Source organism: Crossiella sp. SN42, assembly GCF_023897065.1.
Classification (GTDB): domain Bacteria; phylum Actinomycetota; class Actinomycetes; order Mycobacteriales; family Pseudonocardiaceae; genus Crossiella.
Genome location: NZ_JAMHIV010000028.1, coordinates 85,310 through 104,144, shown reverse-complemented (window position 1 = coordinate 104,144; position 18,835 = coordinate 85,310). Strand labels below are relative to the sequence as shown.

Genomic DNA, 18,835 nt, shown 5'->3' with positions numbered 1-18,835 from the left:
GTGGGCCGGATGCTCGGGGATGATGGACCACCGTGTCCACTCTGAGTGAGCTGCTCGCCGAGCACACCCGCCTGCCGGGGGTCGCCGTCGACCACCTGCAGCTGGTGGTCGGGGAATGGCAGCTGCTGTCCGACCTGTCCTTCGCCGACTTCCTGATGTGGGTCCCGCTGGAGGCGGCCACCGCGGGCGGGGTCGCCGAGGCGCGGTTCCTGTGCGTGGCCCAGGCCCGCCCGCAGACCGCGCCCACCGCGCACCCGGAGGACATGGTCAGCACCGTGGTCGCCGCGCCGGACCACCCGCAGCTGCGCAGGGCGGTGGTGGAGGAGCGGATCTGCCGGGAGGAGGACCCGCGCTGGCACCTGGGCGTGCCGGTGCGCCGGGAGACCATCCCGGTGCGCTACGAGGGCAAGGTCATCGCGGTGCTCAGCCGGGACATCAACCTGGCCGTGCCCAGGGTGCCCAGCCCGCTGGAGATCGCCTACCTGGGCAGCGCGGCCGACCTGTGCCAGATGATCGCCGACGGCACCTTCCCCGCGCCGGAGCCCTCGCCCGGCGCGCACACCAGTCCCCGGGTCGGCGACGGCCTGATCAGGCTGGACGCGGCCGGCACGGTGGTCTTCGCCAGCCCGAACGCGCTCTCGGCCTACCACCGGATGGGCCACGCCGCCGACCTGGTCGGGGTGGCGCTGGCGCCGCTGACCCGCTCGCTGGTCTCCGACCCGTTCGACGCCACCGAGGTGGCCCAGCGGATGCGCACCGCGCTGGACGGCAACCCCAGCACCAGGGTGGAGGCCGAGGCCCGCGGCGCGACCGTGCTCTTCCGCGCGCTGCCGCTGCGCCCGCGCGGCAAGGCGGCTGGCGCGCTGGTGCTCGTCCGCGACGTCACCGAGGTGACCAGGCGGGACCGGGCGCTGATGTCCAAGGACGCGACGATCAGGGAGATCCACCACCGGGTCAAGAACAACCTGCAGACGGTGGCCGCGCTGCTGCGGTTGCAGTCCCGGCGCACCGGCAACGCCGAGGCGCGGCAGGTGCTGGAGGAGTCGGTCCGCCGGGTCACCTCGATCGCGCTGGTGCACGAGACGCTGTCCATGTCGGTGGACGAGCGGGTGTCCCTGGACGACGTGGTGGACCAGGTGATCCCGATGATGAGCGATGTGGCCACCGCGGAGACCAGGGTGGTGGTCCGCCGGGAGGGCAAGTTCGGCGTGGTGCAGGCGGAACTGGCCACCCCGCTGGTGATGGTGCTGACCGAGCTGGTGCAGAACGCCTTCGAGCACGCCTACACCCCCGGCCAGCGCGGCGAGGTGGTGGTGCACGCCGAACGCTCGGCGAAGTGGCTGGACGTGGTGATCACTGACGACGGCCGCGGCCTGCCGCAGGGCTTCTCGCTGGAGCGCACCGAGCGGCTCGGCCTGCAGATCGTGCGCACGCTGGTGGAGTCCGAACTGCGCGGATCGCTCAGCCTGCGCCGCCGCCAGGGGACCAAGGGCACCGAGGCGGTACTGCGGGTTCCGCTGCAACGTCGCCGTTAGCCCATTAGGACTCGGCGATTTATCTAGTCAGGTTGGCGACCGGCAGAACCCGGGTTTTCGCCGGAGAGGCAGAAAAAGCAACTGACCGGCACTCGTTCGCGCGAGTGCCGGTCAGTCGGCCGTTCGGAGGTTGCGACCCTCTCAGGCTCCAGTGCGGGCCCGGGTGCGGGCGTTGCGACGCTTCAGCGCACGACGCTCGTCCTCGCTCATACCGCCCCAGACTCCCGCGTCCTGTCCAGACTCAAGTGCCCAGGTCAGGCAGTCAGACATCACGGGGCACCGGCGGCAGACGGTCTTCGCCTCGGCGATCTGGAGCAACGCAGGACCGCTGTTCCCAACGGGGAAGAACAGCTCGGGGTCCTCGTCGCGGCAGGTCGCGCGGTGGCGCCAGTCCATGGTTCCTTGCTCCTCGCTAGGCACAACAATAGTGCCGATAGTCGGTTCGGGGGTGTTTGTGGGTGCTTGTGAATGCTTTCACGAACTACGGCAATGTCAAGAGGCCCGATCCAATCCGGTGAGGCAACTCACCCGAAAGATCGACACGCTCTCCATTGGCGGTTTCAAGGGGTGACATTCCGCTGACTAGCGGAGGTCACGCCCAGGTGACGACCCGATCACGCAGAGGTCACACCGCGACGCTGAGTGCTGCGGGCACGGACATGAACCGCACATCGGTCCGCTCGCCCAGCAGATCACCGTCTACCTGAAGCCGGACCGGTTCCGCGCAGGTCACTCTAATCCACTCAACGTCGTCCCGCCGCAACAAATTCCCGCCCTGAGGACTTCCCCCTGGACGCAGGATCTGCCAGACGTGCTTCACGACGGTGGGTACCCCGACGCTACGCAGAGCAAACACACCCAGTCCATCCTCGAAGGAAGAGCCGGGATTGATCCGCAACGGCTTGTCCCCGAGATAGGTCCACGGGTCGGTGTTGGACACGAAGGCCAGGTGCAGCCCGGTCTCCGGTTCACCATCGGGCAGGTGCACGGTGAGCTTCGGGTGCCCGTGGTCCAGCTTGAAGTAGCTGGTCGCGGCCATCCGCGCGTACAGCAGCGGGGTCGCCTTCTTGTCCCGGTGCCGTTCCACGCCGGCCACCACGTCGGCGTCCCAGCCCATCCCGGCGTTGAAGGTGAACCACCGGTCGTCCGCCCTGCCCAGCCCGACCCGGCGGCGGGCGCCGGTCTCGATGGCCAGCAACAGCCGGTGCGTGGCCTCCACCGGATCCACCGGCAGGCCAAGGGCGCGCGCGAAGACGTTCGCGGATCCGCCCGGCACCACACCCAGCATCGGCACGTCGTCCCGGACGCCGTCAGAGAGCAGTCCGTTCACGACCTCGTTGACCGTGCCATCCCCGCCGTGTGCCACCACGAGGTCAAAACCGTCGTGCGCGGCCTGCGCCGCGGCGTCCGCGGCGTGCCCCCGGTAGCTGGTCTCCACGACGTCGAGCTTGACGTCGCTGGCCAGCGCGTGGGCGATGACATCGCGCCCCGCCGCCGTGGTGGCGGTGGCCTGGGGATTGACCACGAGGAGTGCGCGCACACCCGAAGCGTATGACAGCCCGTGACCCTCCGCCGTCCGCCCCTGACCCGATCGTGGTGGCCCAGCAGCGGCGTTGTGCCTGGACGATCACCAAGATGCGGTGCAAGTCACGTCCGTGAGCTGCCGAACCACCCCGACTGGGCGATAGCTAGCCTGTCTGCATGTCACAAGCCCTGGGTGCGCCGCGCGCGGTGCGCCTCGCCGGTCTGCTGGTCGGGTTGCAGGGCCTGGCGGGTGTGGTCCTGGTGGTCGCCCTGCTGGTCCGCGCGCTCAACGGCGCGCCCAAACCGGGCAACGTCTTCGGTGAGGCCGGGTACTTCGCGATCCTGACCGCCGCGGTCATCGCCACCGCGGTCGGGCTGCTGCGCGGCAAGCGCTGGGCCCGCTCGCCGGCGGTGGTGCTGCAGCTGCTGCTGCTCGGCGTGGCCTGGTACACCCTCGGGCCGTCCGGGCGCTGGCTGATCGGCTCGCTGGGCGCGATCTACTGCGTGAGCGTGCTGGTGCTGCTGTTCAGTACGCACGCGCGAGCCTGGGTGCTCGGCATCGGCCCCTACGACGACTCGGCTGACCAGAAGTCCTAGTTCCCTCGACCGGGTGCCCCTGCGGTAACCCGGCCCGGTGGTCTGCCCCGTTTTCCCGGTTGCCCAGGTTCCTCGCGGGCAGTTCGTGCTCCGTCCGAGCGTGACGCGAATGGAGATCGGGAGGACGGAAGCGATGATCAGCGAGCAGATGGTGCCGCAGTTGTTCGGCGACGAGGTCTGCGACCGGAACGGCGCCAAGATCGGCAAGGTCGGCCAGGTCTACCTGGAGGAGGGCACCGGGCGGCCTGCGTGGGCGACCGTGCGCACCGGCCTGTTCGGTCTGAAGGAGAGCTTCGTTCCGCTCGACCAGGCCAGCATGGAAGGTGACACGCTGCGGGTCGCGGTGACCAAGGAGCAGGTCAGCGACGCACCCCGGATGGACGCCGCGGGCCGGTTGTCCAGCGAGGACGAGATGCAGCTCTACGACTACTACGGCATGCGCTACCCGGCGGTGCCCGGCCCGCGCCAGGACACCCAGGCCGGCCGGTCTCGGACGCCCGCGTCCGCGCACGACCGGACGGCGCACGACCGGCATGCCGCGGACGGGCGGGATGACGCGATGACCCGCTCCGAGGAGCGGCTCAAGGTCGGCGCGGAGACCACGGAGACCGGCCGGGTGCGGCTGCGCAAGTACGTGGTGACCGAGGAGCAGCAGGTCACCGTGCCGGTGCGGCACGAGGAGGTCAGGATCGAGCGGGAGCCGATCACCGAGGCCAACCGCGACCAGGCCATGTCCGGCGCGGAGATCAGCGAGGCCGAGCACGAGGTCACGCTGCACGCCGAGCGGCCGGTGGTGCGGACCGAGGCGGTGCCGGTGGAGCGGGTGCGGCTGGCCAAGGAGACGGTCACCGAGGAGGAAACCGTCTCCGGCCAGGTGCGCAAGGAGCAGATCGAGGTCACCGAGGAACAAGCGCGGGATCGGCGGGATCGCAAGCGCTGAGCCGGGCTGGGCCGGGGTGCGACGCTGGTCGCCGCGCCCCGGCCTTGACCACGCCGGAGGCCAGCGCCACGCCGAGGATGACCAGCGCGGCGGCGGCCAGCCGCAGCGGGGTCAGCGCCTCGCCCAGCAGCAGCGCGGCCGAGGACATGCCGAACACCGGCACCAGCAGGGAGAACGGCGCCACCGCGGTGGCCGGGTAGACCCGCAGCAGGAAGCCCCAGATGCCGAATCCGGCCAGGGTGGCCGCCCAGCCCACGTAGAGCACCGCGCCGATGCCGGCGAAGTCCAGGTGCGCCAACGCGTTCAGCCCGCTGTCCACGCCTTCGAAGGCGGCGGAGAGGGCGAGCAGCGGCAGGATCGGCACCGCGCTGACCCACACCATGAACCGCAGCATGTCCGGCGGGGCGGCGTACCGGGTGATGATGTTGGTCAGGCTCCACACCGCGGCCGCGCCCACCACCATGAGCAGCGCGCCCACCGGGCTGTCCGCGCCGTAGTCCACGACCACCAGCACCATGCCGGCCAGCGCGATCCCGGTGCCGGCCAGCCGCAGCGGGGTGGGCCGCTCCTTGAGCAGCAGGGTGGCGAACAGCACGGTGAACAGCACCTGGCTCTGCAGCACCAGCGAGGACAGCCCGGCAGGCGCACCGGCGTACATGCCGCCGAAGAGCAGGCCGAACTTGACCACGCCCAGGGTCAGGCCCATCAGCAGCACCCAGCGCCAGGCCACCCGCGGCGAGCCGACGAAGAACAGCGCGGGCAGCGCCGCGGCGGCGAAGCGCAGGGCGGAGAACAGGAACGGGGGTACCTCGGCCAGGCCGATCTGGATGACCACGAAGTTGAGGCCCCAGATCAGGGCGACGAGTACGGCGAGGGCGAGGTGCGCGGGTTTCACGGCACCAGCCTCACCCGGCTGAGAGTTAAGCACCAGCGAAATCCACTACGCGGATCTGTTTAGTATTGCTTCATGCTCGATCTCGGCAGACTCCGCGCCCTGCACGCCGTCGCGGTGCACGGCTCGGTCAACGCGGCCGCCGCCGCCCTCGGCTACACCCCCTCCGCGGTGTCCCAGCAGCTGGCCAAGCTGGAACGCGAGACCGGCACCGTGCTGCTGGAACGCCGCGGCCGCGGCATCGCGCTCACCGACGCCGCCGAGGACCTGGCAGGCACCGCCAAGCAGGTGCTGGCCCTGGTCGAACAGGCCGAGGTGCGGCTGGAGGAGCAGCGCGGCACGCCGATCGGGCGGCTCAGCGTGGCCACCTTCGCCACCGCCGTCCGCGGGCTGATGCCCGGCCCGCTGGCCGAGCTGGCGCGGGCTTACCCGGAGCTGGACGTGCGGCTGACCGAGCTGGACCCGCACCTGGCGGTGGACCTGGTGGCCCGCGGCGAGCTGGACCTGGCCGTGGTGCACGACTGGGAGAACACCCCGCTGGCCATGCCGGAGGGGCTGGCCCGCACCGACGTCGGGGTGGACGTGGCCGACGTGCTGCTGCACCAGGACCATCCGCTGGCCACCCGGACCGAGCTGAGCCCGCTGGAGCTCATCGGCGCGCGCTGGATCTGCCAGCCGCCGGGGTCGATCTGCCACGACTGGCTGATCCGCACCCTGCGCGGCGGCGGGGTGGAACCGGTGCTCGCGCACCAGGTCACCGAGTACCAGTCGCAGCTGGCGCTGGCCGCGCGCGGGCTCGGCGTGTGCCTGCTGCCCCGGCTCGGACGGGGGCCGGTGCCCGAGGGCGTGGTGGTCCGGCCGCTGGTCCCGACGCCGACCAGGCGGCTGTTCGCGGTGTGGCGGCAGCAGGCCACCCGGCGGCCGGCGATCGCGGCGACGGTGGCCGCGCTGCGCGCGCACTGGGCCGATCGGGACACCGCCGATGCGCCAAAGGGTTGATCACTCAATGAAGGGACTGGGAGCACCCGCGCGTGTCGTGCTCCAATCGATGTCGTGACGCCACCCGGTCAGATCCCGCGACCGCGCACGTCCGTCGGCCGGGCCGCGCACGCGCTGCTCGGCCTTGGCCCCTTCGACCAGGTCGACGAGGAGCTGCTCGGCTACGCGAGCTGGGCGGCCGCCAACTTCACCGCGCTGCACGTGGTGGTGGTCGACCTGCCTGCCGTGCACACCTACCGCGCGGTCGGCTACAAGACCCACCGCGCCCTGCACAAGGCGCGCAGCGAGGGCAAGCGCCTGCAGACCAGGGCCCGGCGCGCGCTGGCCGCGCTGGCGCTGCCCGGCTCGCTGGTGGTGCCCTGGACCGAGCTGGCCGCCCGCTACCGCTACCGCCTGCTGTTCGAGCAGGTCAGGCAGACCTACGAGAGCAACCCGGCGTTCCGCGCGGCCTGCCTGCGGGCCACCGCGACCATGCTGGCCGACCGGGTGCCCGGCGCGCTGTGCACCCGCGGGCAGGTGCAGGTCGCGGCGCACTCGCTGCTGGCCGAGCTGCCGCTGGCCCTCGACGGCGCCGGCATCCTCGGCGTGCCCGAGTCCACCCGCTGCCAGCCCCGGCCGCTGGAGCTGGCCGAGGTGCTCGCCGCCGCCCCGCCCGAGCTGTGCCCGCGCCCCGGCCAGGACTCGCTGACCCTGCGCACCATCGCGGCCCGGCGGGCGGAGATCCCTGGCAGGATCCACGTCCATGGCAATGGTTCGCGAGGTCGCTGACGAACGGGACGCGCTGCTGGCCTTCCTGGCCGAACAACGCGCCGCACTGCGCCGCTCGGTGCTCAACCTGAGCGAGGAGACCGCCGCCAGCCGCCCGCTGACCAGCGAGCTGACCCTGGCCGGGCTGGTCAAGCACGCGGTCAGCGTGGAGCGGAACTGGACCAAACTGCTCCAGGGCCGCCCGGCCGACAGCCGCCCAGTCCACGCGTTGGACCCCGGCGAGACCCTGCCGCAGGCACTGGCCGAGCTGGCCGAGGTCGCCGCCGCCACCGAGGCGCTGGTGCCGGGGCTGGACCTGGACCGCGAGGTGGACCTGGACCTGCTGAACCACCCGATGGTCAAGGGCAAGACCCGCACCGCCCGCTGGGTGCTGTTCCACCTGGTCGCCGAGTTCGCCCGGCACGCCGGTCACGCCGACCTGCTGCGCGAGTCCCTGGACGGGGCGACCGCCTACGAGCTGGTCGCCGCCGCCGGGGACCCGCTGATCACGTGAGCTTGCCCGCCGCGGCCAGCGCTTCGCCGTCCAGCCGGTAGACCGTCCACTCGTCCATGGCCACCGCGCCGAGGGACTTGTAGAAGTCGATGGCCGGGGTGTTCCAGTCCAGCACGGACCACTCGAACCGGCCGTACCCGCGCCGCACGCACTCCCTGGCCAGCTCGGTCAGCAGCGCCTTGCCCAGGCCGGAGCCGCGGTGCTCGGGCAGCACGAACAGGTCCTCCAGGTAGATGCCGTGCCTGCCCTCCCAGGTGGAGAAGTTCAGGAACCACAGCGCGCAGCCGACCACCACGCCGTCGGCCTCGGCCACGTGCGCGAACAGGGCGGGGTTGTCCCCGAACAGCGCCGTGTGCAGCTGCTCGGCGGTGATGGTGCAGGACTCCGGGGCGCGCTCGTACTCGGCCAGGCCCTCGATCAGTCCGATGACGGCGTCCACATCGGACGGCCGGATCCGGCGAATGCGGTCGTCGGTCACGGATTTCCTCCCCAGCGCTCAGGTGGTCGGCAGGTTCAGCCGCACGAGCTGCGGCACACCACGCTCGAATCCCAGCACAGCGATCCCCGCCGTGCCCAACCCGAACCGGACCCCCGCGGTGGCGGGCAGGTCCAGCCAGCGGGCCACCAGCACCCGGCTGAAGTGCCCGTGCCCGACCAGCACCACGTCGGTCTCCGGCAACAGCTCGCGCACCCGCTCCAGCAGCCGGTCGGCCCGCGCGCCCACCTGCTCGGCGGACTCGCCGCCGGGCACCGGGTGGGTCCAGACCGTCCAGCCCGGCACGGTCTCCCTGATCTGCGGGGTGCTCCGGCCCTCGTAGTCGCCGTAGTCCCACTCGCCCAGGTCCTCGGTGACCTCGTCCACCCGCAGCCCGGCCAGCTCGGCGGTCACCCGGGCCCGACCCCGCGGACTGGTCAGCACCCGGCCCTTGACGCCGAGGGCGGCCAGGGTCCGGCCGGCCGCCTCGGCCTGGGCGCGGCCGTCCTCGGTGAGCGGGATGTCGGTGCGGCCGGTGTGCTGACCGGAGCGGGACCACTCGGTCTCGCCGTGCCGGAGCAGGTAGACGGTGGGTTCCCGGTGCTCGTCATGGGTCATGCGTGCCGCTGCCTTCTGCTCGGGGCTGGTCCCATCGTGGATTCTCCTGCCGTCGGCATCAACTCCGCCCGTCGCACGCGCATTCCGGCGTCATCGTCGGCAGGTGTCACCGGCCCGAAGCACGGCTAACCTGGACAGGTCCCCGTCGTCGAGAGGCGAGTCAGGTGGCCCCGGTGACTGCTGAGCACTCGGAAATCGGCCGCAGGTTGCGGCAGATCCGGCACCTCCGAGGGAAGACCCTGGCGGTGATCGCCGGCCGAGCGGGTATCTCGGCTGCCCACCTGTCACGGCTGGAGAGCGGTGAGCGCGCCCTCGACCGGCGTTCCTTGATCGTCCGGCTGGCCGAGGCGCTGGAGGTCGCGCCGGCTGACCTGACCCTGGCCCCGGTCGCCCATTCCGCCGGTGATCTCGCCGAGGATCGTTTCCTCAGCGAGGTGCGGCTGGCCCTGCTCGCGGTGAACGTGCACGAGCCTGGCGGCGCGACGTGTTCGCCGGAGGAGCTCGCCGCGCGAGTTGACGAAGTCCTGACCGCTCAGCGGGACTGCCGGTACGACCGGGTCGGCGAGGTACTTCCGGACCTCATCCGGGATCTGCACGCCACGGTGGCCACCGGCCGGGACGAAGGCCGGTTGCTGCGTCTGCTCACCCTGCTGCACGTCCAGGGAACCCAGGCGTGGCTGATGGACATCGGTGCTCCACTCGATCTCGGCTGGCAGGCCGCGACCCTCGCGCGCCAGGCCGCGGAACGGCTCGACGAACCGCTCTCGCTCGCGCTGAGCGCGTTCGGGACCGCGTTCGGCCTGCTCGGCGCGGGCGCCTTCGACCTGGCCGCGCGAGTGCTGTCGGCGCCGGAAGTCGGTACGGCCGGTTCGGTCGAGTCGCAGGTCTCCGGCATGTTGTCCTTGACCAGCTCCCTGGTCTCAGCGGCCGCCGGTGATCAGGCCGGACGGTCCGCCGCGCTGGCGCACGCGGCGGAACTCGCGGAGCGCACCGGTGAGGGCAACGCGCTGTGGTTCGGCTTCGGCCCTGGCAACGTCGGGGTGTGGCGCATGGCGGTCGCGCTGGAGTCCGGAGAGCACGCCGAGGCCGCCAGGATCGCGGAGGCGATCGACCCCACCACGCTGCCCTCGCGGACCAGGCAGGCGGCTTACTGGCGGGACTATGGCAGAGCGCTCGCCCGCCTGCCGAAGCGGCTCGACGACGCGGTGGTCGCCATCCGGAACGCGGAGCTGATCTCTCCCGCCCGGGTGTACCGGCATCCGTTCACGCGGTCGTTGCTGGCTGAGTTGGTCGCCAAGGCCAAGCGGAACGCGGCAGGCCGGGAGCTCCGCGGGATGGCATACCGGGCCGGTCTGTCGGTCTGACCCCCGATCGGGCGACTTTGTCATGGTGACAACAGGCAGTCCTTGATCATCCTTAGCCTTCTGCCCACTACCGGGGAGGAGGACCACGTGGGCACGCGCGCCAACGGCACGACCGACGTCGTCGCCGCGATTCTCATGGGCCTGGATGACATCGCGGAGAAGGCTCGCGAGATCAATCGTCGCCAGCTCAGCCGGAGCACCCGGGTACGGGACCCGATCCTGGTCACGCTCACCGAACATCAGGAACTGCTCTTGGTCAGCCAGCTGACCAATCTCGCGCGCCTGTTCAGGCTGCACCTCGACGAGCGGGGGCCGGAGGACGACAGCGAGTCCGCCGAGCACCCCTGAACAGCACAACGCCCCGGTCACCGAACGGGTGACCGGGGCGTTGTCAGCACTGGATCAGGCAGCGGCCTTCTTGGTCTCCCAGAAGATGGTCGAGATCTGCTCGATGTAGTCGAGCAGCTCGGCTCCGGTCTTCGGGTCGGTGGACCCCTTGGCGCCGCCGGCGCCCGCGGCCTTGGTGGCCTTGTTGAACAGTTCGTGCAGTTCCGGGTACTTCTCGAAGTGCGGTGGCTTGAAGTAGTCCGTCCACAGCACCCACAGGTGGTGCTTGACGAGCTCGCAGCGCTGTTCCTTGATCTCGATCGCGCGCTGGCGGAACTCCGGGTCCTCGTTGGACTGGAACTTCTCCTGGATCGCCTTGACCGACTCGGCCTCGATCCGCGCCTGGGCTGGGTCGTACACGCCGCACGGGAGGTCGCAGTGCGCGCTGACCTCCAGACGCGGGGCGAGGATCCGCGACAGCAGTCGCATCATTTCCTCCTGAACAATGGATGCTCCGACGCGGGTGACCCTACTCCGGACGCTCCGGACCGGCAGGCGGAGGTGATCGTTGTGACCATGCGGCTTCTGCCGGTGCGCAGGCTGCTGGTGCGCGGGCCGTCGATGGCTCCGGCGCTCGCCGACGGCGACACCGTGCTGTGCCGCTTCGGCGCCGCGCCGCGGCCGGGCGAGGTGGTGCTGGTGCGCTGGGCGGTGCGGCCGGGGCAGCTGTCGGTGAAGCGGGCGGTGCGGGCGGTCGAGGGCGGGTGGTGGGTGCTGGGGGACAACACCTTCGGCTCGACGGACTCGGCGCTGCTCGGGCCGGCTGAGGTGCTCGGGGTGGTGCGGTGGCGGCTGTGGCCGCGGCCGGGGCGGCTGCGCCGGAAGGGCTGACGGGGCAGCGGGGCCGGGCGCGGCGGCGGGGCTGGGGGTGGCGCGGGCGGGGCGTCAGCGGGGCTGACGTGGCCCGCCAGGCCGGGGCCGCGCTGGCCGACCTGGCGGGTGGGGATCAGGGGGAGGGACGTGCTCAGGCGTTGGCGCGCTGGCTGGCGTAGTGGTCCAGGCAGGCCTGGTACTTCGGCAGCAGGCCTGCCGCCTCCGCCTCGGCCAGGCCGGGCGCGTCGGTGTCCTTGACCGAGAGGATCGGCTCGGCCCCGTCCAGGTGCTCCGCCCAGGGCAGGCCCAGCGCCGGGTCCATCGGGTTGATCGCGCGCTCGCGCGCGGGGGTGTACGGGGTGGAGCACAGGTAGTTCATCACCGTGTTGTCCTCAAGGGCGAGGAACGCGTGGCCGAGGCCCTCGGAGATGTAGAGCGCGTTGTAGGAGTCCGCGGCCAGGCGGACCGCCTCCCACTTGCCGAAGGTCGGCGAGCCCAGCCGTATGTCGATGATGACGTCGAGCAGGCTGCCGTTGGCGCAGTAGACGTACTTGGCCTGCCCCGGCGGGGTGTCGGCGAAGTGCACCCCCCGGATGACGCCACGGCGGGACACCGAGTGGTTGGACTGCGCCAGGCGGAGCGGGTAGCCCACGGTCTCGGCGACCAGGTCGGCCTGGAAGGGAACTACCAGAAGGCCGCGGTCATCCGGAAAAACTTTCGGAGTGAATTCGTAAGCGTCGGGGATCGTTGTTTTCCGCACCTGCATGGTGCTTGAGCCTACGGCTTGAGTCCCGCGACCTGCGGAGGACCGTCTTTGCCGCCAACAAGCCGGACGGACGTTTTGTAAAACAGGCCCTGACCTGCACCGGAAGGAAAAAGGTCACTGTGATCCCCACCGCAGACACGATCAGCCAGTGGTGCCACACTGTCCGCACCGCAGCGTGTGTTGATCACCGGACTCCACCCCGCAGTCCAGTGGTCGACCCGTTGATCCCGCGAATCGCCACGGCTCGACAGCGCCAGGCGAGCCGCGTCACGTGCCCATTCGGGCACGCCCACAACTCTCGCCCCCTCCAGGAGGGACGCTGTGACAACCGTGGACGACCAGGCCACCGGTCAGCTCACCGATGAGGAGATCTTCGCCGCGCACGAGGCCGGCAAGCTCGCGATCGCCCCGACCGCCTCACTCGCCGACTCCCGTGCGCTGTCCATCGCCTACACGCCGGGGGTGGCCAGGGTCAGCAAGGCCATCGCGGCCGACCCGAGCCTCGCCGCCCGCTACACCTGGACCCACCGCCTGGTGGCCGTGGTCAGCGACGGCACCGCGGTGCTCGGCCTCGGCGACATCGGCCCGCGCGCCTCGCTGCCGGTGATGGAGGGCAAGTCCGCGCTGTTCAAGACCTTCGGCGGGCTGGACTCGATCCCGCTGGTGCTGGACACCACCGATGTGGACGAGATCGTCGAGACCCTGGTCCGGCTGCGCCCGTCCTTCGGCGCGGTCAACCTGGAGGACGTGGCCGCACCGCGCTGCTTCGAGCTGGAGGCCCGGCTGATCGAGGCCCTGGACTGCCCGGTCATGCACGACGACCAGCACGGCACCGCGATCATCGTGCTGGCCGCGCTGCGCGGCGCCGCGGCGGCGCTCAACCGCGAGCTGGCCCCGCTCAAGGTGGTCATCTCCGGCGCCGGCGCGGCCGGGGTGGCCTGCGCGAAGATCCTGCGCGCCGCCGGGGTCGAGGACGTGGTGGTGCTCGACTCCCGCGGCATCATCAGCGTGGGCCGCGACGGCCTCAACCCGGTCAAGGCCGAGCTGGCCGGGATCACCAACCCGCGCGGGCTGACCGGCTCGCTGGAGGACGCGCTCAAGGGCGCGGACGTCTTCATCGGCCTGTCCTCCGCCCAGGTCGCGCTGGAGCAGATCCAGCTGATGGCCGCGGACTCCATCGTCTTCGCGCTGTCCAACCCGGACCCGGAGATCCACCCCGAGCTGGCCGCCCGGCACGCCGCGGTGGTGGCCACCGGCCGCAGCGACTTCCCGAACCAGATCAACAACGTGCTCGCCTTCCCCGGCGTGTTCCGCGGCGCGCTGGACTGCGGCGCCCGGCGGATCACCGAGAACATGAAGCTGGCCGCGGCCGAGGCCATCTTCCAGGTCGCCGCCGAGGACCTGTCCGTGGACGCGATCGTGCCCAGCGCCCTTGACCCGCGAGTTCCGCTCGAAGTCGCCGCCGCGGTGGCTGAGGCGGCCCGCAAGGACGGGGTAGCCTGAAAGGGTCGGGGCACAAGGTTCACCGGGTTACCGAGCGTTCCGGCTACTCAGCGCCAACACTGACCGAGTGAAGGTGGTTCTCCCAGGCTGGGGCAGTGGTCAAGTTGCCACTGAATTGCCAACTCTGGGGGGTGGGCCTACCGGGTCCCACCTACTACCTTCACTCGTTCAGGTAGGCATCCGGGTGGGGGTTGGCGTGACCACGTCGACTCGGGTGCACTGCTGAGACAGCCGTGGGCCGGGCCACCCTGCGCCGCGGCGGTCGATGCGGAAGGGCGGACATGGTGACCGAGCAGGTCCAGCGGACGGGGCGAGGGCCGCACGTGCTCGAACCCGCGGGCTCTGCTCAGCCATGCCCGGACAACGGCGCGGCCGACGCCACCTCGGCGGAGTCCCTGGAGATCGCTTTCCCGGACGCCGCCGCGCTGCTCTGCGACGCCAACACCTACGTGGTCAGGGTGAACAAGGCCGCCGCCGAGCTGGCCGGGGCCACCGTGGACGAGCTGGTCGGCCAGGAGCTGGGCGCGCTGCTCATCGGCGCCGACCCGGACATCAGGCTGTGCCGCCCCGACGGCGGCGAGGTGCCGGTGCGGGTGGTCCGGCTGCCCGCGCCCGGCCGCAACCGGCAGATCGTGCTGCTGGTCGACATCTCCGACCTGGCCACCGCCGCGCAGGCGCTGCGCGAGGAGGAGCGGCGGCTCAACGACGTGCAGCGGGTCGCAGGCATCGCCTCCTGGGAGTTCGACCCGGCCACCGGCGAGACCGTCTGGTCGGCCAACCACTACGACATCCTCGGCCTCACCCCCGGCCAGGTCACCCCCGGCGCGCAGGCCGTGCTGGACGTGGCCCACCCCGAGGACCGGGACCTGGTCGCCGCGTACTGGAGCGACCACAAGAACTCCGGCGACGCCATCGACATCGAGTACCGGGTGATCCGCCCGGACGGCGAGATCCGGCGCATCCGCGGCGAGGCCAAGTCGCACTGCGACGCGCGCGGCGAGCTGGTCCGCATCACCGGCTACATCCGGGACATCACCGAGGCCTGGCGGGTGGAGAACGAGCTGGCCAAGGAGCGGGTGCGGCTGCTGGAGGCGCAGCGGATCGCGCGCATGGGCAGCTGGACCTACGAGGTGGCCGCGGGCACGATCTACCGCAGCGAGGCGCTGATCGAGCTCTTCGACGAGGTCGGCTCGGTGCCGGACAACGACATCCTCTCCGGTGTGCACCCCGGCGACCTCAAGGCGCTGGCCGAGCTGCGGGACCGGCTGCTGGTGGCCGAGCACGGCGAGACCGCGGAGACCGAGTTCCGCGGCGAGCTGGGCGACAAGGTCTACATGCTGCGGGTGCGCGCCGAGCACGGCGAGGACCGTAAGGTGGCCCGGTTGCAGGCAACCGTGCAGAACGTGACCGAGCAGCGCGCGCTGGAACGCCAGCTGCTGCGCGACCGGCGCAGGCTGGACGACGCGCAGCGGGTGTCCCGGCTGGGCACCTGGGAGTGGTACCCGGCCACCGGCGAGACCTCCTGGTCGGAGATGCTCTTCGAGCTCTACGGGATGCCGCCCGGCCAGCGCACCACCTACCAGGACTACCTGAACCTGGTGCACCCCGAGGACCGGCAGTGGGTGGACGAGCTGTGGCAGCAGCTGGCCGTCGACGAGCAGCCGGTGGAGTGCGAGCACCGGCTGGTCCGCGGCGACGGCGCGGTGCGGGTGTTCCGCTGCCACGGCGCCGCGGTGGCCGCGCCCGACGGCGGCACGGTGATGGTCGGCACCGCGCAGGACATCACCGAGCAGCGGGTGGTGGAGACCCGGATGCAGCGCTCCAGCCAGCGCTTCGCCGACCTGGTCTCGGTCACCCCGGTGGGCATCGGCATCTTCGACGACAGCGAGCGGCTGGTCGACGCCAACGACGCGCTGTGCGAGCTGCTCGGCTTCGACCTCGAGCAGCTGCGCGGGATGACCGCCGAGCAGCTCACCCACCCCGACGAGCCCTCCGACCAGCTCTCCATCGGCGCCATGATGGCCGCCGAGGACCAGAAGAACCTCAAGATCCCGCAGCGGGTGCTGCTGCGCTCGGACAACGAGCCGGTCTACTGCGAGCTGCACGTGGCGCTGTCCGTGCAGGACGACGGCCGCCGGTTCTCCCTGGTGGTCTTCCAGGACATCACCGAGCGCCGCCGCACCGCCGAGGCGCTCAAGCACCAGGCCACCCACGACGACCTGACCGGCCTGCCGAACCGGGCCGCGGTCAAGGAGCTGCTGGCCGGGCTGCTGCACGGCGACCACCCGCACGGGGTGGCGGTGCTGTTCTGCGACATCGACAACTTCAAGCGGGTCAACGACTCCCTCGGCCACGACGCGGGCGACGAGCTGCTGGTGGTGCTGGCCAGGCGGCTGGAGGGCGGGCTGCCCAAGGGCTGCACCGCGGCCAGGCTCTCCGGCGACGAGTACGTGATCATCTGCGAGAACATCGACGAGGTCGGCGGGGTGGACGCGCTGGCCACCAAGGTCTCCAGCCTGCTGCGCACGGTGGTGCCGGTGCACGGCCAGCTGGTCCGGATCTCCGCCTCGATCGGCGCCGCGGTGCCCAACGGCTCCCGCGCCACTGGCGATGACCTGCTGCGCTTCGCCGACGCGGCCATGTTCGAGGCCAAGCGGCGCGGCGCGGGCCGGGTCTCACTGGCCAGTGCCGCGCTGATGGCCTCCGCGGACTGGCAGGTGCACCTGGAGGGCCAGCTGCGCGACGCGCTGGCCCGCGACGGCCTGGCCCTGCACTTCCAGCCGGTGGTCGACTCCAGCGGCCTGGTGATCACCGCCGAGGCGCTGGTCCGCTGGCCGCACCCGGACCGGGGCCTGCTCGCGCCGGATGTCTTCCTGCCGGTGGCCGAACAGGGCGACCTGCTGCGCGAGCTGGACCGCTGGGTGCTGCGCGCGGCGCTGAAGGAGGCGGCGAACTGGCCCTCGGCCAACGGCGCCAAGGCGCCCGGCGTCGCGGTCAACCTGGCCGGGTTGCTGCCCGGTGACCAGGACTTCGTGGACATCGTGGCCACCGCGGTCGCGGAGAGCGGCATCGAGTGGGACCGGGTGATCCTGGAGCTGGTGGAGACCAGCCTGGTGGACCTGCCGTCCAAGACCCGCGCGGTGATGGCCGAGCTGGTCGAGCGCGGGGTGCGCTTCGCGGTGGACGACTTCGGCACCGGCTACTCCTCGCTGGCCCGGCTTAAGGACCTGCCCGCGCAGATCATCAAGGTGGACCGCAGGTTCGTCTCCGGGGTCGGCAAGGACCCCTCGGACTTCGCGGTGGCCCGCGCGGTGGTGGACATGGCGCGCGCGATGGGCCGCAGCTGCGTGGCCGAGGGCGTGGAGACCGCGACCCAGTTCAACATCCTGCGCGGCGTCGGCGTGGACGCCTACCAGGGCTGGCTGTTCTCCAGGGCGGTGCCGCCGAGGGAGTTCCGCGCGGTGCTCTCGCTGGGCAGGCTGCACGTGCCCAAGGCCGACTCAAGCATGTGAGACCGCGGCCAGCAGCTCGGCGAGCTGGTGGCGGGGCAGGTCGATCAGCCGGTTGCCCAGGTCCAGGCCGGGGGTCAGCTCGGCGATCCGGGCGCGGGCCTCGTTCTTGGTCAGGCCGGTCCTGGTCAGCGCCTCCCGCCAGATGTTGCCCGGCTTGCCGTGCGCGCGGTCCAGCAGGGCGCGCTGGACCTGTTGCGCGGCAGGGGTTTCGGTGATCCGGTCGGCGACGATCACGGCGGACTTGGGGCCGGGGGTGCTGCGCAGGAAGCGCAGTTTGTACTTGCTGGCAACAAGATCCGCCAGGGCGCGCTGGCCGCGTTCGCTGGTGATGTCCGGGTGGTTGTTGTCCACCAGCAGCAGCACCCGGTCCGCGGAGATGGCCAGCAGGTGCCGCAGCGCCCACGGGCCGGGGTCGGCGGTGGCGTCCACGGCCACCGCGCCGCGGGCGGTCACCGGGGCGGACCAACCCGGTTGGCGGACAACGACTTCCAGGCCGTCCCTGGCCGCCAGCTCGCGCACCGGGCCGAGCTGGCCCGCACCGGTGGACTCGATGGACTGCGGGCCGTGGGTGTAGATGCCGGTCCCGGCAACGGTCTTCTTGGCCTTGGCGGTCGGGCGGCAGACGTAGAGCGAGCTCGCGCTGCCCACCGCCTGGGCGCCCTGGTAGCGGTCGAAGTCCGGCAGCAGCGCCTCGAACACCAGGCCCAGCCGCAGCAGCTCCTGCTGCACCTTGGCGCCCAGCGCGGGGCTGCGCTCGCTGAAGCCGTAGGCGATGTGGATCCGCCCGGTGGCCGGATCGCGCAGCGACTCCACCGCGCGGGTGGCGAACAGGCCGATGCCCTCCGGGGTGTAGGGCGGGTCGGTGAAGACCAGGTCGGCCCAGCCAGTGGCGGCCGGCGGGAAGCCGAAGCGCAGGTCGGCGTGCAGGCAGTGGATCCGGTGGCCGCGGGCGCGGGCCAGGCCGTCGATGTGCGCGAGCAGGCGCTCGTCCAGGTCCACCACGGTCACCTGGAGGTCCGGGCGCACCGCGCACAGCGCCAGTGAGGTCAGGTCGTGGTCGCCCAGGCACAGCACCCGGGCCTCGGCCAGGTCGTAGCGCTGGGCCAGCCACAGCGCGCGGCGCAGCACCGACTCCGGGGTGGCGGGCACGTGGTCCAGCGCGGGCAGCGGCGGCGGGCCGGCCGCGATGTCGGACCGGATGGTGGGCAGCAGCCCTGTGTGCTGGCTCACAGCATCGGCCAGCGGGTCTGCCGGTTCCGCCAGTTCGGCCAGTTCGAAGGCGGTGCGGTAGGCCTGCGCGCGGGCCGGCTGGATGCGGTGCCGGTCGCCGTTGCTCTCCAGGTCGGGGCCGAGCAGGGTCAACAGCTCCTCCACCGAGCGGCGCGGGGCGGCTGGCCTGCGGATCAACTCGGCCAGCGGCTGCCAGCCCTCGGCCAGCAGGGCGAGCACGCCGCGTAGCCGGCGGCGGCCCGGTCCGGCCGCGGACAGGTGGGCGGCGAGCTGGTCCAGCGGCGCGTCGACGGTCACAAGACGTTTACTGTAAAGGGCTGGCCACTGGGTGTTGACCTCGCCGTTGTCAGTCCATCGGACTAAGGTCGATTGCTCAGGCGGCGGCCGGCCAGTGGCCGTCACGACCTTAGGGGGGCTCG

The 18,835-nt window shown here is 71.6% G+C and carries 19 protein-coding genes; 11 read left to right on the top strand and 8 right to left on the bottom strand.

Going from position 1 to position 18,835, the window contains the following annotated elements; all coding sequences use genetic code 11:
- Nucleotides 1-32: 32 nt before the first annotated feature.
- Nucleotides 33-1,535, top strand: coding sequence for a PAS domain-containing sensor histidine kinase (locus M8C13_RS30710; RefSeq protein ID WP_252484237.1), 1,503 nt, complete (start codon nucleotides 33-35; stop codon nucleotides 1,533-1,535).
- A 141-nt stretch (nucleotides 1,536-1,676) separates the two neighbouring features.
- Here M8C13_RS30710 and M8C13_RS30705 read toward each other — a convergent pair whose 3' ends face one another.
- Together M8C13_RS30705 and M8C13_RS30700 are read right to left on the bottom strand one after the other, a co-directional pair.
- Nucleotides 1,677-1,931 carry a WhiB family transcriptional regulator gene (locus tag M8C13_RS30705; protein WP_185001773.1) on the bottom strand — a complete coding sequence of 85 codons (255 nt, stop codon included), beginning with the start codon at nucleotides 1,929-1,931 and terminating at the stop codon, nucleotides 1,677-1,679.
- A 229-nt stretch (nucleotides 1,932-2,160) separates the two neighbouring features.
- Nucleotides 2,161-3,075: a diacylglycerol kinase family protein gene (locus tag M8C13_RS30700; protein ID WP_252484236.1), complete on the bottom strand. Its 915-nt coding sequence runs from the start codon at nucleotides 3,073-3,075 to the stop codon at nucleotides 2,161-2,163.
- A gap of 161 nt (nucleotides 3,076-3,236) precedes the next feature.
- Between M8C13_RS30700 and M8C13_RS30695 the strand changes: the two genes are divergently transcribed.
- Both M8C13_RS30695 and M8C13_RS30690 read left to right on the top strand, forming a co-directional pair.
- Complete coding sequence (locus M8C13_RS30695; RefSeq protein ID WP_252484235.1) at nucleotides 3,237-3,656, top strand: hypothetical protein; 420 nt, start codon at nucleotides 3,237-3,239, stop codon at nucleotides 3,654-3,656.
- Between the two features lie 133 nt (nucleotides 3,657-3,789).
- Complete coding sequence (locus M8C13_RS30690) at nucleotides 3,790-4,596, top strand: DUF2382 domain-containing protein (RefSeq protein ID WP_252484234.1); 807 nt, start codon at nucleotides 3,790-3,792, stop codon at nucleotides 4,594-4,596.
- Here M8C13_RS30690 and M8C13_RS30685 read toward each other — a convergent pair.
- On the bottom strand, nucleotides 4,553-5,491 hold the full coding sequence (locus M8C13_RS30685) for an EamA family transporter (RefSeq protein WP_252484233.1): 939 nt from the start codon (nucleotides 5,489-5,491) through the stop codon (nucleotides 4,553-4,555). The two genes, M8C13_RS30690 and M8C13_RS30685, sit on opposite strands and share 44 nt — an antisense overlap.
- A gap of 72 nt (nucleotides 5,492-5,563) precedes the next feature.
- Here M8C13_RS30685 and M8C13_RS30680 point away from each other — a divergent pair, with 72 nt between their 5' ends.
- Genes M8C13_RS30680 through M8C13_RS30670 form a run of 3 tightly spaced genes read left to right on the top strand, consistent with a single transcriptional unit; the run spans nucleotide 5,564 to nucleotide 7,748 of the window.
- Nucleotides 5,564-6,487, top strand: coding sequence for a LysR family transcriptional regulator (locus M8C13_RS30680; RefSeq protein WP_252484232.1), 924 nt, complete (start codon nucleotides 5,564-5,566; stop codon nucleotides 6,485-6,487).
- Nucleotides 6,488-6,541: 54 nt separating this feature from the next.
- On the top strand, nucleotides 6,542-7,255 hold the full coding sequence (locus tag M8C13_RS30675; protein WP_252484231.1) for a tRNA-dependent cyclodipeptide synthase: 714 nt from the start codon (nucleotides 6,542-6,544) through the stop codon (nucleotides 7,253-7,255).
- The gene (locus M8C13_RS30670; protein ID WP_252484230.1) at nucleotides 7,230-7,748 is read left to right on the top strand and encodes a DUF664 domain-containing protein; all 519 of its coding nucleotides are present in this window, start codon (nucleotides 7,230-7,232) and stop codon (nucleotides 7,746-7,748) included. Before M8C13_RS30675 ends, M8C13_RS30670 begins: the two co-directional genes overlap by 26 nt.
- Here M8C13_RS30670 and M8C13_RS30665 read toward each other — a convergent pair.
- A complete protein-coding gene (locus tag M8C13_RS30665) occupies nucleotides 7,741-8,226 on the bottom strand; it encodes a GNAT family N-acetyltransferase (protein ID WP_252484229.1) in 486 nt (161 codons plus the stop codon). The two genes, M8C13_RS30670 and M8C13_RS30665, sit on opposite strands and share 8 nt — an antisense overlap.
- An 18-nt stretch (nucleotides 8,227-8,244) precedes the next feature.
- On the bottom strand, nucleotides 8,245-8,841 hold the full coding sequence (locus M8C13_RS30660; protein ID WP_252484228.1) for an acid phosphatase: 597 nt from the start codon (nucleotides 8,839-8,841) through the stop codon (nucleotides 8,245-8,247).
- 173 nt (nucleotides 8,842-9,014) lie between these two features.
- Here M8C13_RS30660 and M8C13_RS30655 point away from each other — a divergent pair, with 173 nt between their 5' ends.
- Complete coding sequence (locus M8C13_RS30655) at nucleotides 9,015-10,205, top strand: helix-turn-helix domain-containing protein (RefSeq protein ID WP_252484227.1); 1,191 nt, start codon at nucleotides 9,015-9,017, stop codon at nucleotides 10,203-10,205.
- 87 nt (nucleotides 10,206-10,292) lie between these two features.
- Nucleotides 10,293-10,553 carry a hypothetical protein gene (locus M8C13_RS30650; RefSeq protein WP_252484226.1) on the top strand — a complete coding sequence of 87 codons (261 nt, stop codon included), beginning with the start codon at nucleotides 10,293-10,295 and terminating at the stop codon, nucleotides 10,551-10,553.
- Nucleotides 10,554-10,607: 54 nt separating this feature from the next.
- Here the strand turns inward: M8C13_RS30650 and sodN are convergent, their stop codons facing one another.
- Nucleotides 10,608-11,015, bottom strand: coding sequence for a superoxide dismutase, Ni (sodN, locus tag M8C13_RS30645; RefSeq protein WP_305884025.1), 408 nt, complete (start codon nucleotides 11,013-11,015; stop codon nucleotides 10,608-10,610).
- A gap of 93 nt (nucleotides 11,016-11,108) precedes the next feature.
- On the opposite strand from sodN, the gene M8C13_RS30640 reads away from it, so the two are divergent.
- Nucleotides 11,109-11,423: a S26 family signal peptidase gene (locus M8C13_RS30640; protein ID WP_252484287.1), complete on the top strand. Its 315-nt coding sequence runs from the start codon at nucleotides 11,109-11,111 to the stop codon at nucleotides 11,421-11,423.
- Between the two features lie 133 nt (nucleotides 11,424-11,556).
- On the opposite strand, the gene M8C13_RS30635 is transcribed toward M8C13_RS30640, so the two are convergent.
- Entirely contained in the window at nucleotides 11,557-12,171 is a 615-nt protein-coding gene (locus M8C13_RS30635; RefSeq protein WP_252484224.1) for a dTDP-4-dehydrorhamnose 3,5-epimerase family protein, read from the bottom strand.
- Nucleotides 12,172-12,492: 321 nt separating this feature from the next.
- Between M8C13_RS30635 and M8C13_RS30630 the strand changes: the two genes are divergently transcribed.
- A complete protein-coding gene (locus M8C13_RS30630) occupies nucleotides 12,493-13,674 on the top strand; it encodes an NADP-dependent malic enzyme (protein WP_252484223.1) in 1,182 nt (393 codons plus the stop codon).
- Between the two features lie 284 nt (nucleotides 13,675-13,958).
- Complete coding sequence (locus M8C13_RS30625) at nucleotides 13,959-17,186, top strand: EAL domain-containing protein (protein WP_252484222.1); 3,228 nt, start codon at nucleotides 13,959-13,961, stop codon at nucleotides 17,184-17,186.
- On the opposite strand, the gene M8C13_RS30620 is transcribed toward M8C13_RS30625, so the two are convergent.
- On the bottom strand, nucleotides 17,175-18,713 hold the full coding sequence (locus M8C13_RS30620; protein WP_252484221.1) for a bis-aminopropyl spermidine synthase family protein: 1,539 nt from the start codon (nucleotides 18,711-18,713) through the stop codon (nucleotides 17,175-17,177). The two genes, M8C13_RS30625 and M8C13_RS30620, sit on opposite strands and share 12 nt — an antisense overlap.
- Nucleotides 18,714-18,835 lie beyond the last annotated feature (122 nt).

What these genes read in the sequence shown, in the direction of transcription:
- M8C13_RS30705 (WP_185001773.1), bottom strand. Translation starts at nt 1,931, where the DNA reads ATGGACTGGCGCCACCGCGCGACCTGCCGCGACGAGGACCCCGAGCTG.
- M8C13_RS30695 (WP_252484235.1), top strand. Translation starts at nt 3,237, where the DNA reads ATGTCACAAGCCCTGGGTGCGCCGCGCGCGGTGCGCCTCGCCGGTCTG.
- M8C13_RS30690 (WP_252484234.1), top strand. Translation starts at nt 3,790, where the DNA reads ATGATCAGCGAGCAGATGGTGCCGCAGTTGTTCGGCGACGAGGTCTGC.
- M8C13_RS30680 (WP_252484232.1), top strand. Translation starts at nt 5,564, where the DNA reads ATGCTCGATCTCGGCAGACTCCGCGCCCTGCACGCCGTCGCGGTGCAC.
- M8C13_RS30670 (WP_252484230.1), top strand. Translation starts at nt 7,230, where the DNA reads ATGGCAATGGTTCGCGAGGTCGCTGACGAACGGGACGCGCTGCTGGCC.
- M8C13_RS30660 (WP_252484228.1), bottom strand. Translation starts at nt 8,841, where the DNA reads ATGACCCATGACGAGCACCGGGAACCCACCGTCTACCTGCTCCGGCAC.
- M8C13_RS30640 (WP_252484287.1), top strand. Translation starts at nt 11,109, where the DNA reads ATGCGGCTTCTGCCGGTGCGCAGGCTGCTGGTGCGCGGGCCGTCGATG.
- M8C13_RS30635 (WP_252484224.1), bottom strand. Translation starts at nt 12,171, where the DNA reads ATGCAGGTGCGGAAAACAACGATCCCCGACGCTTACGAATTCACTCCG.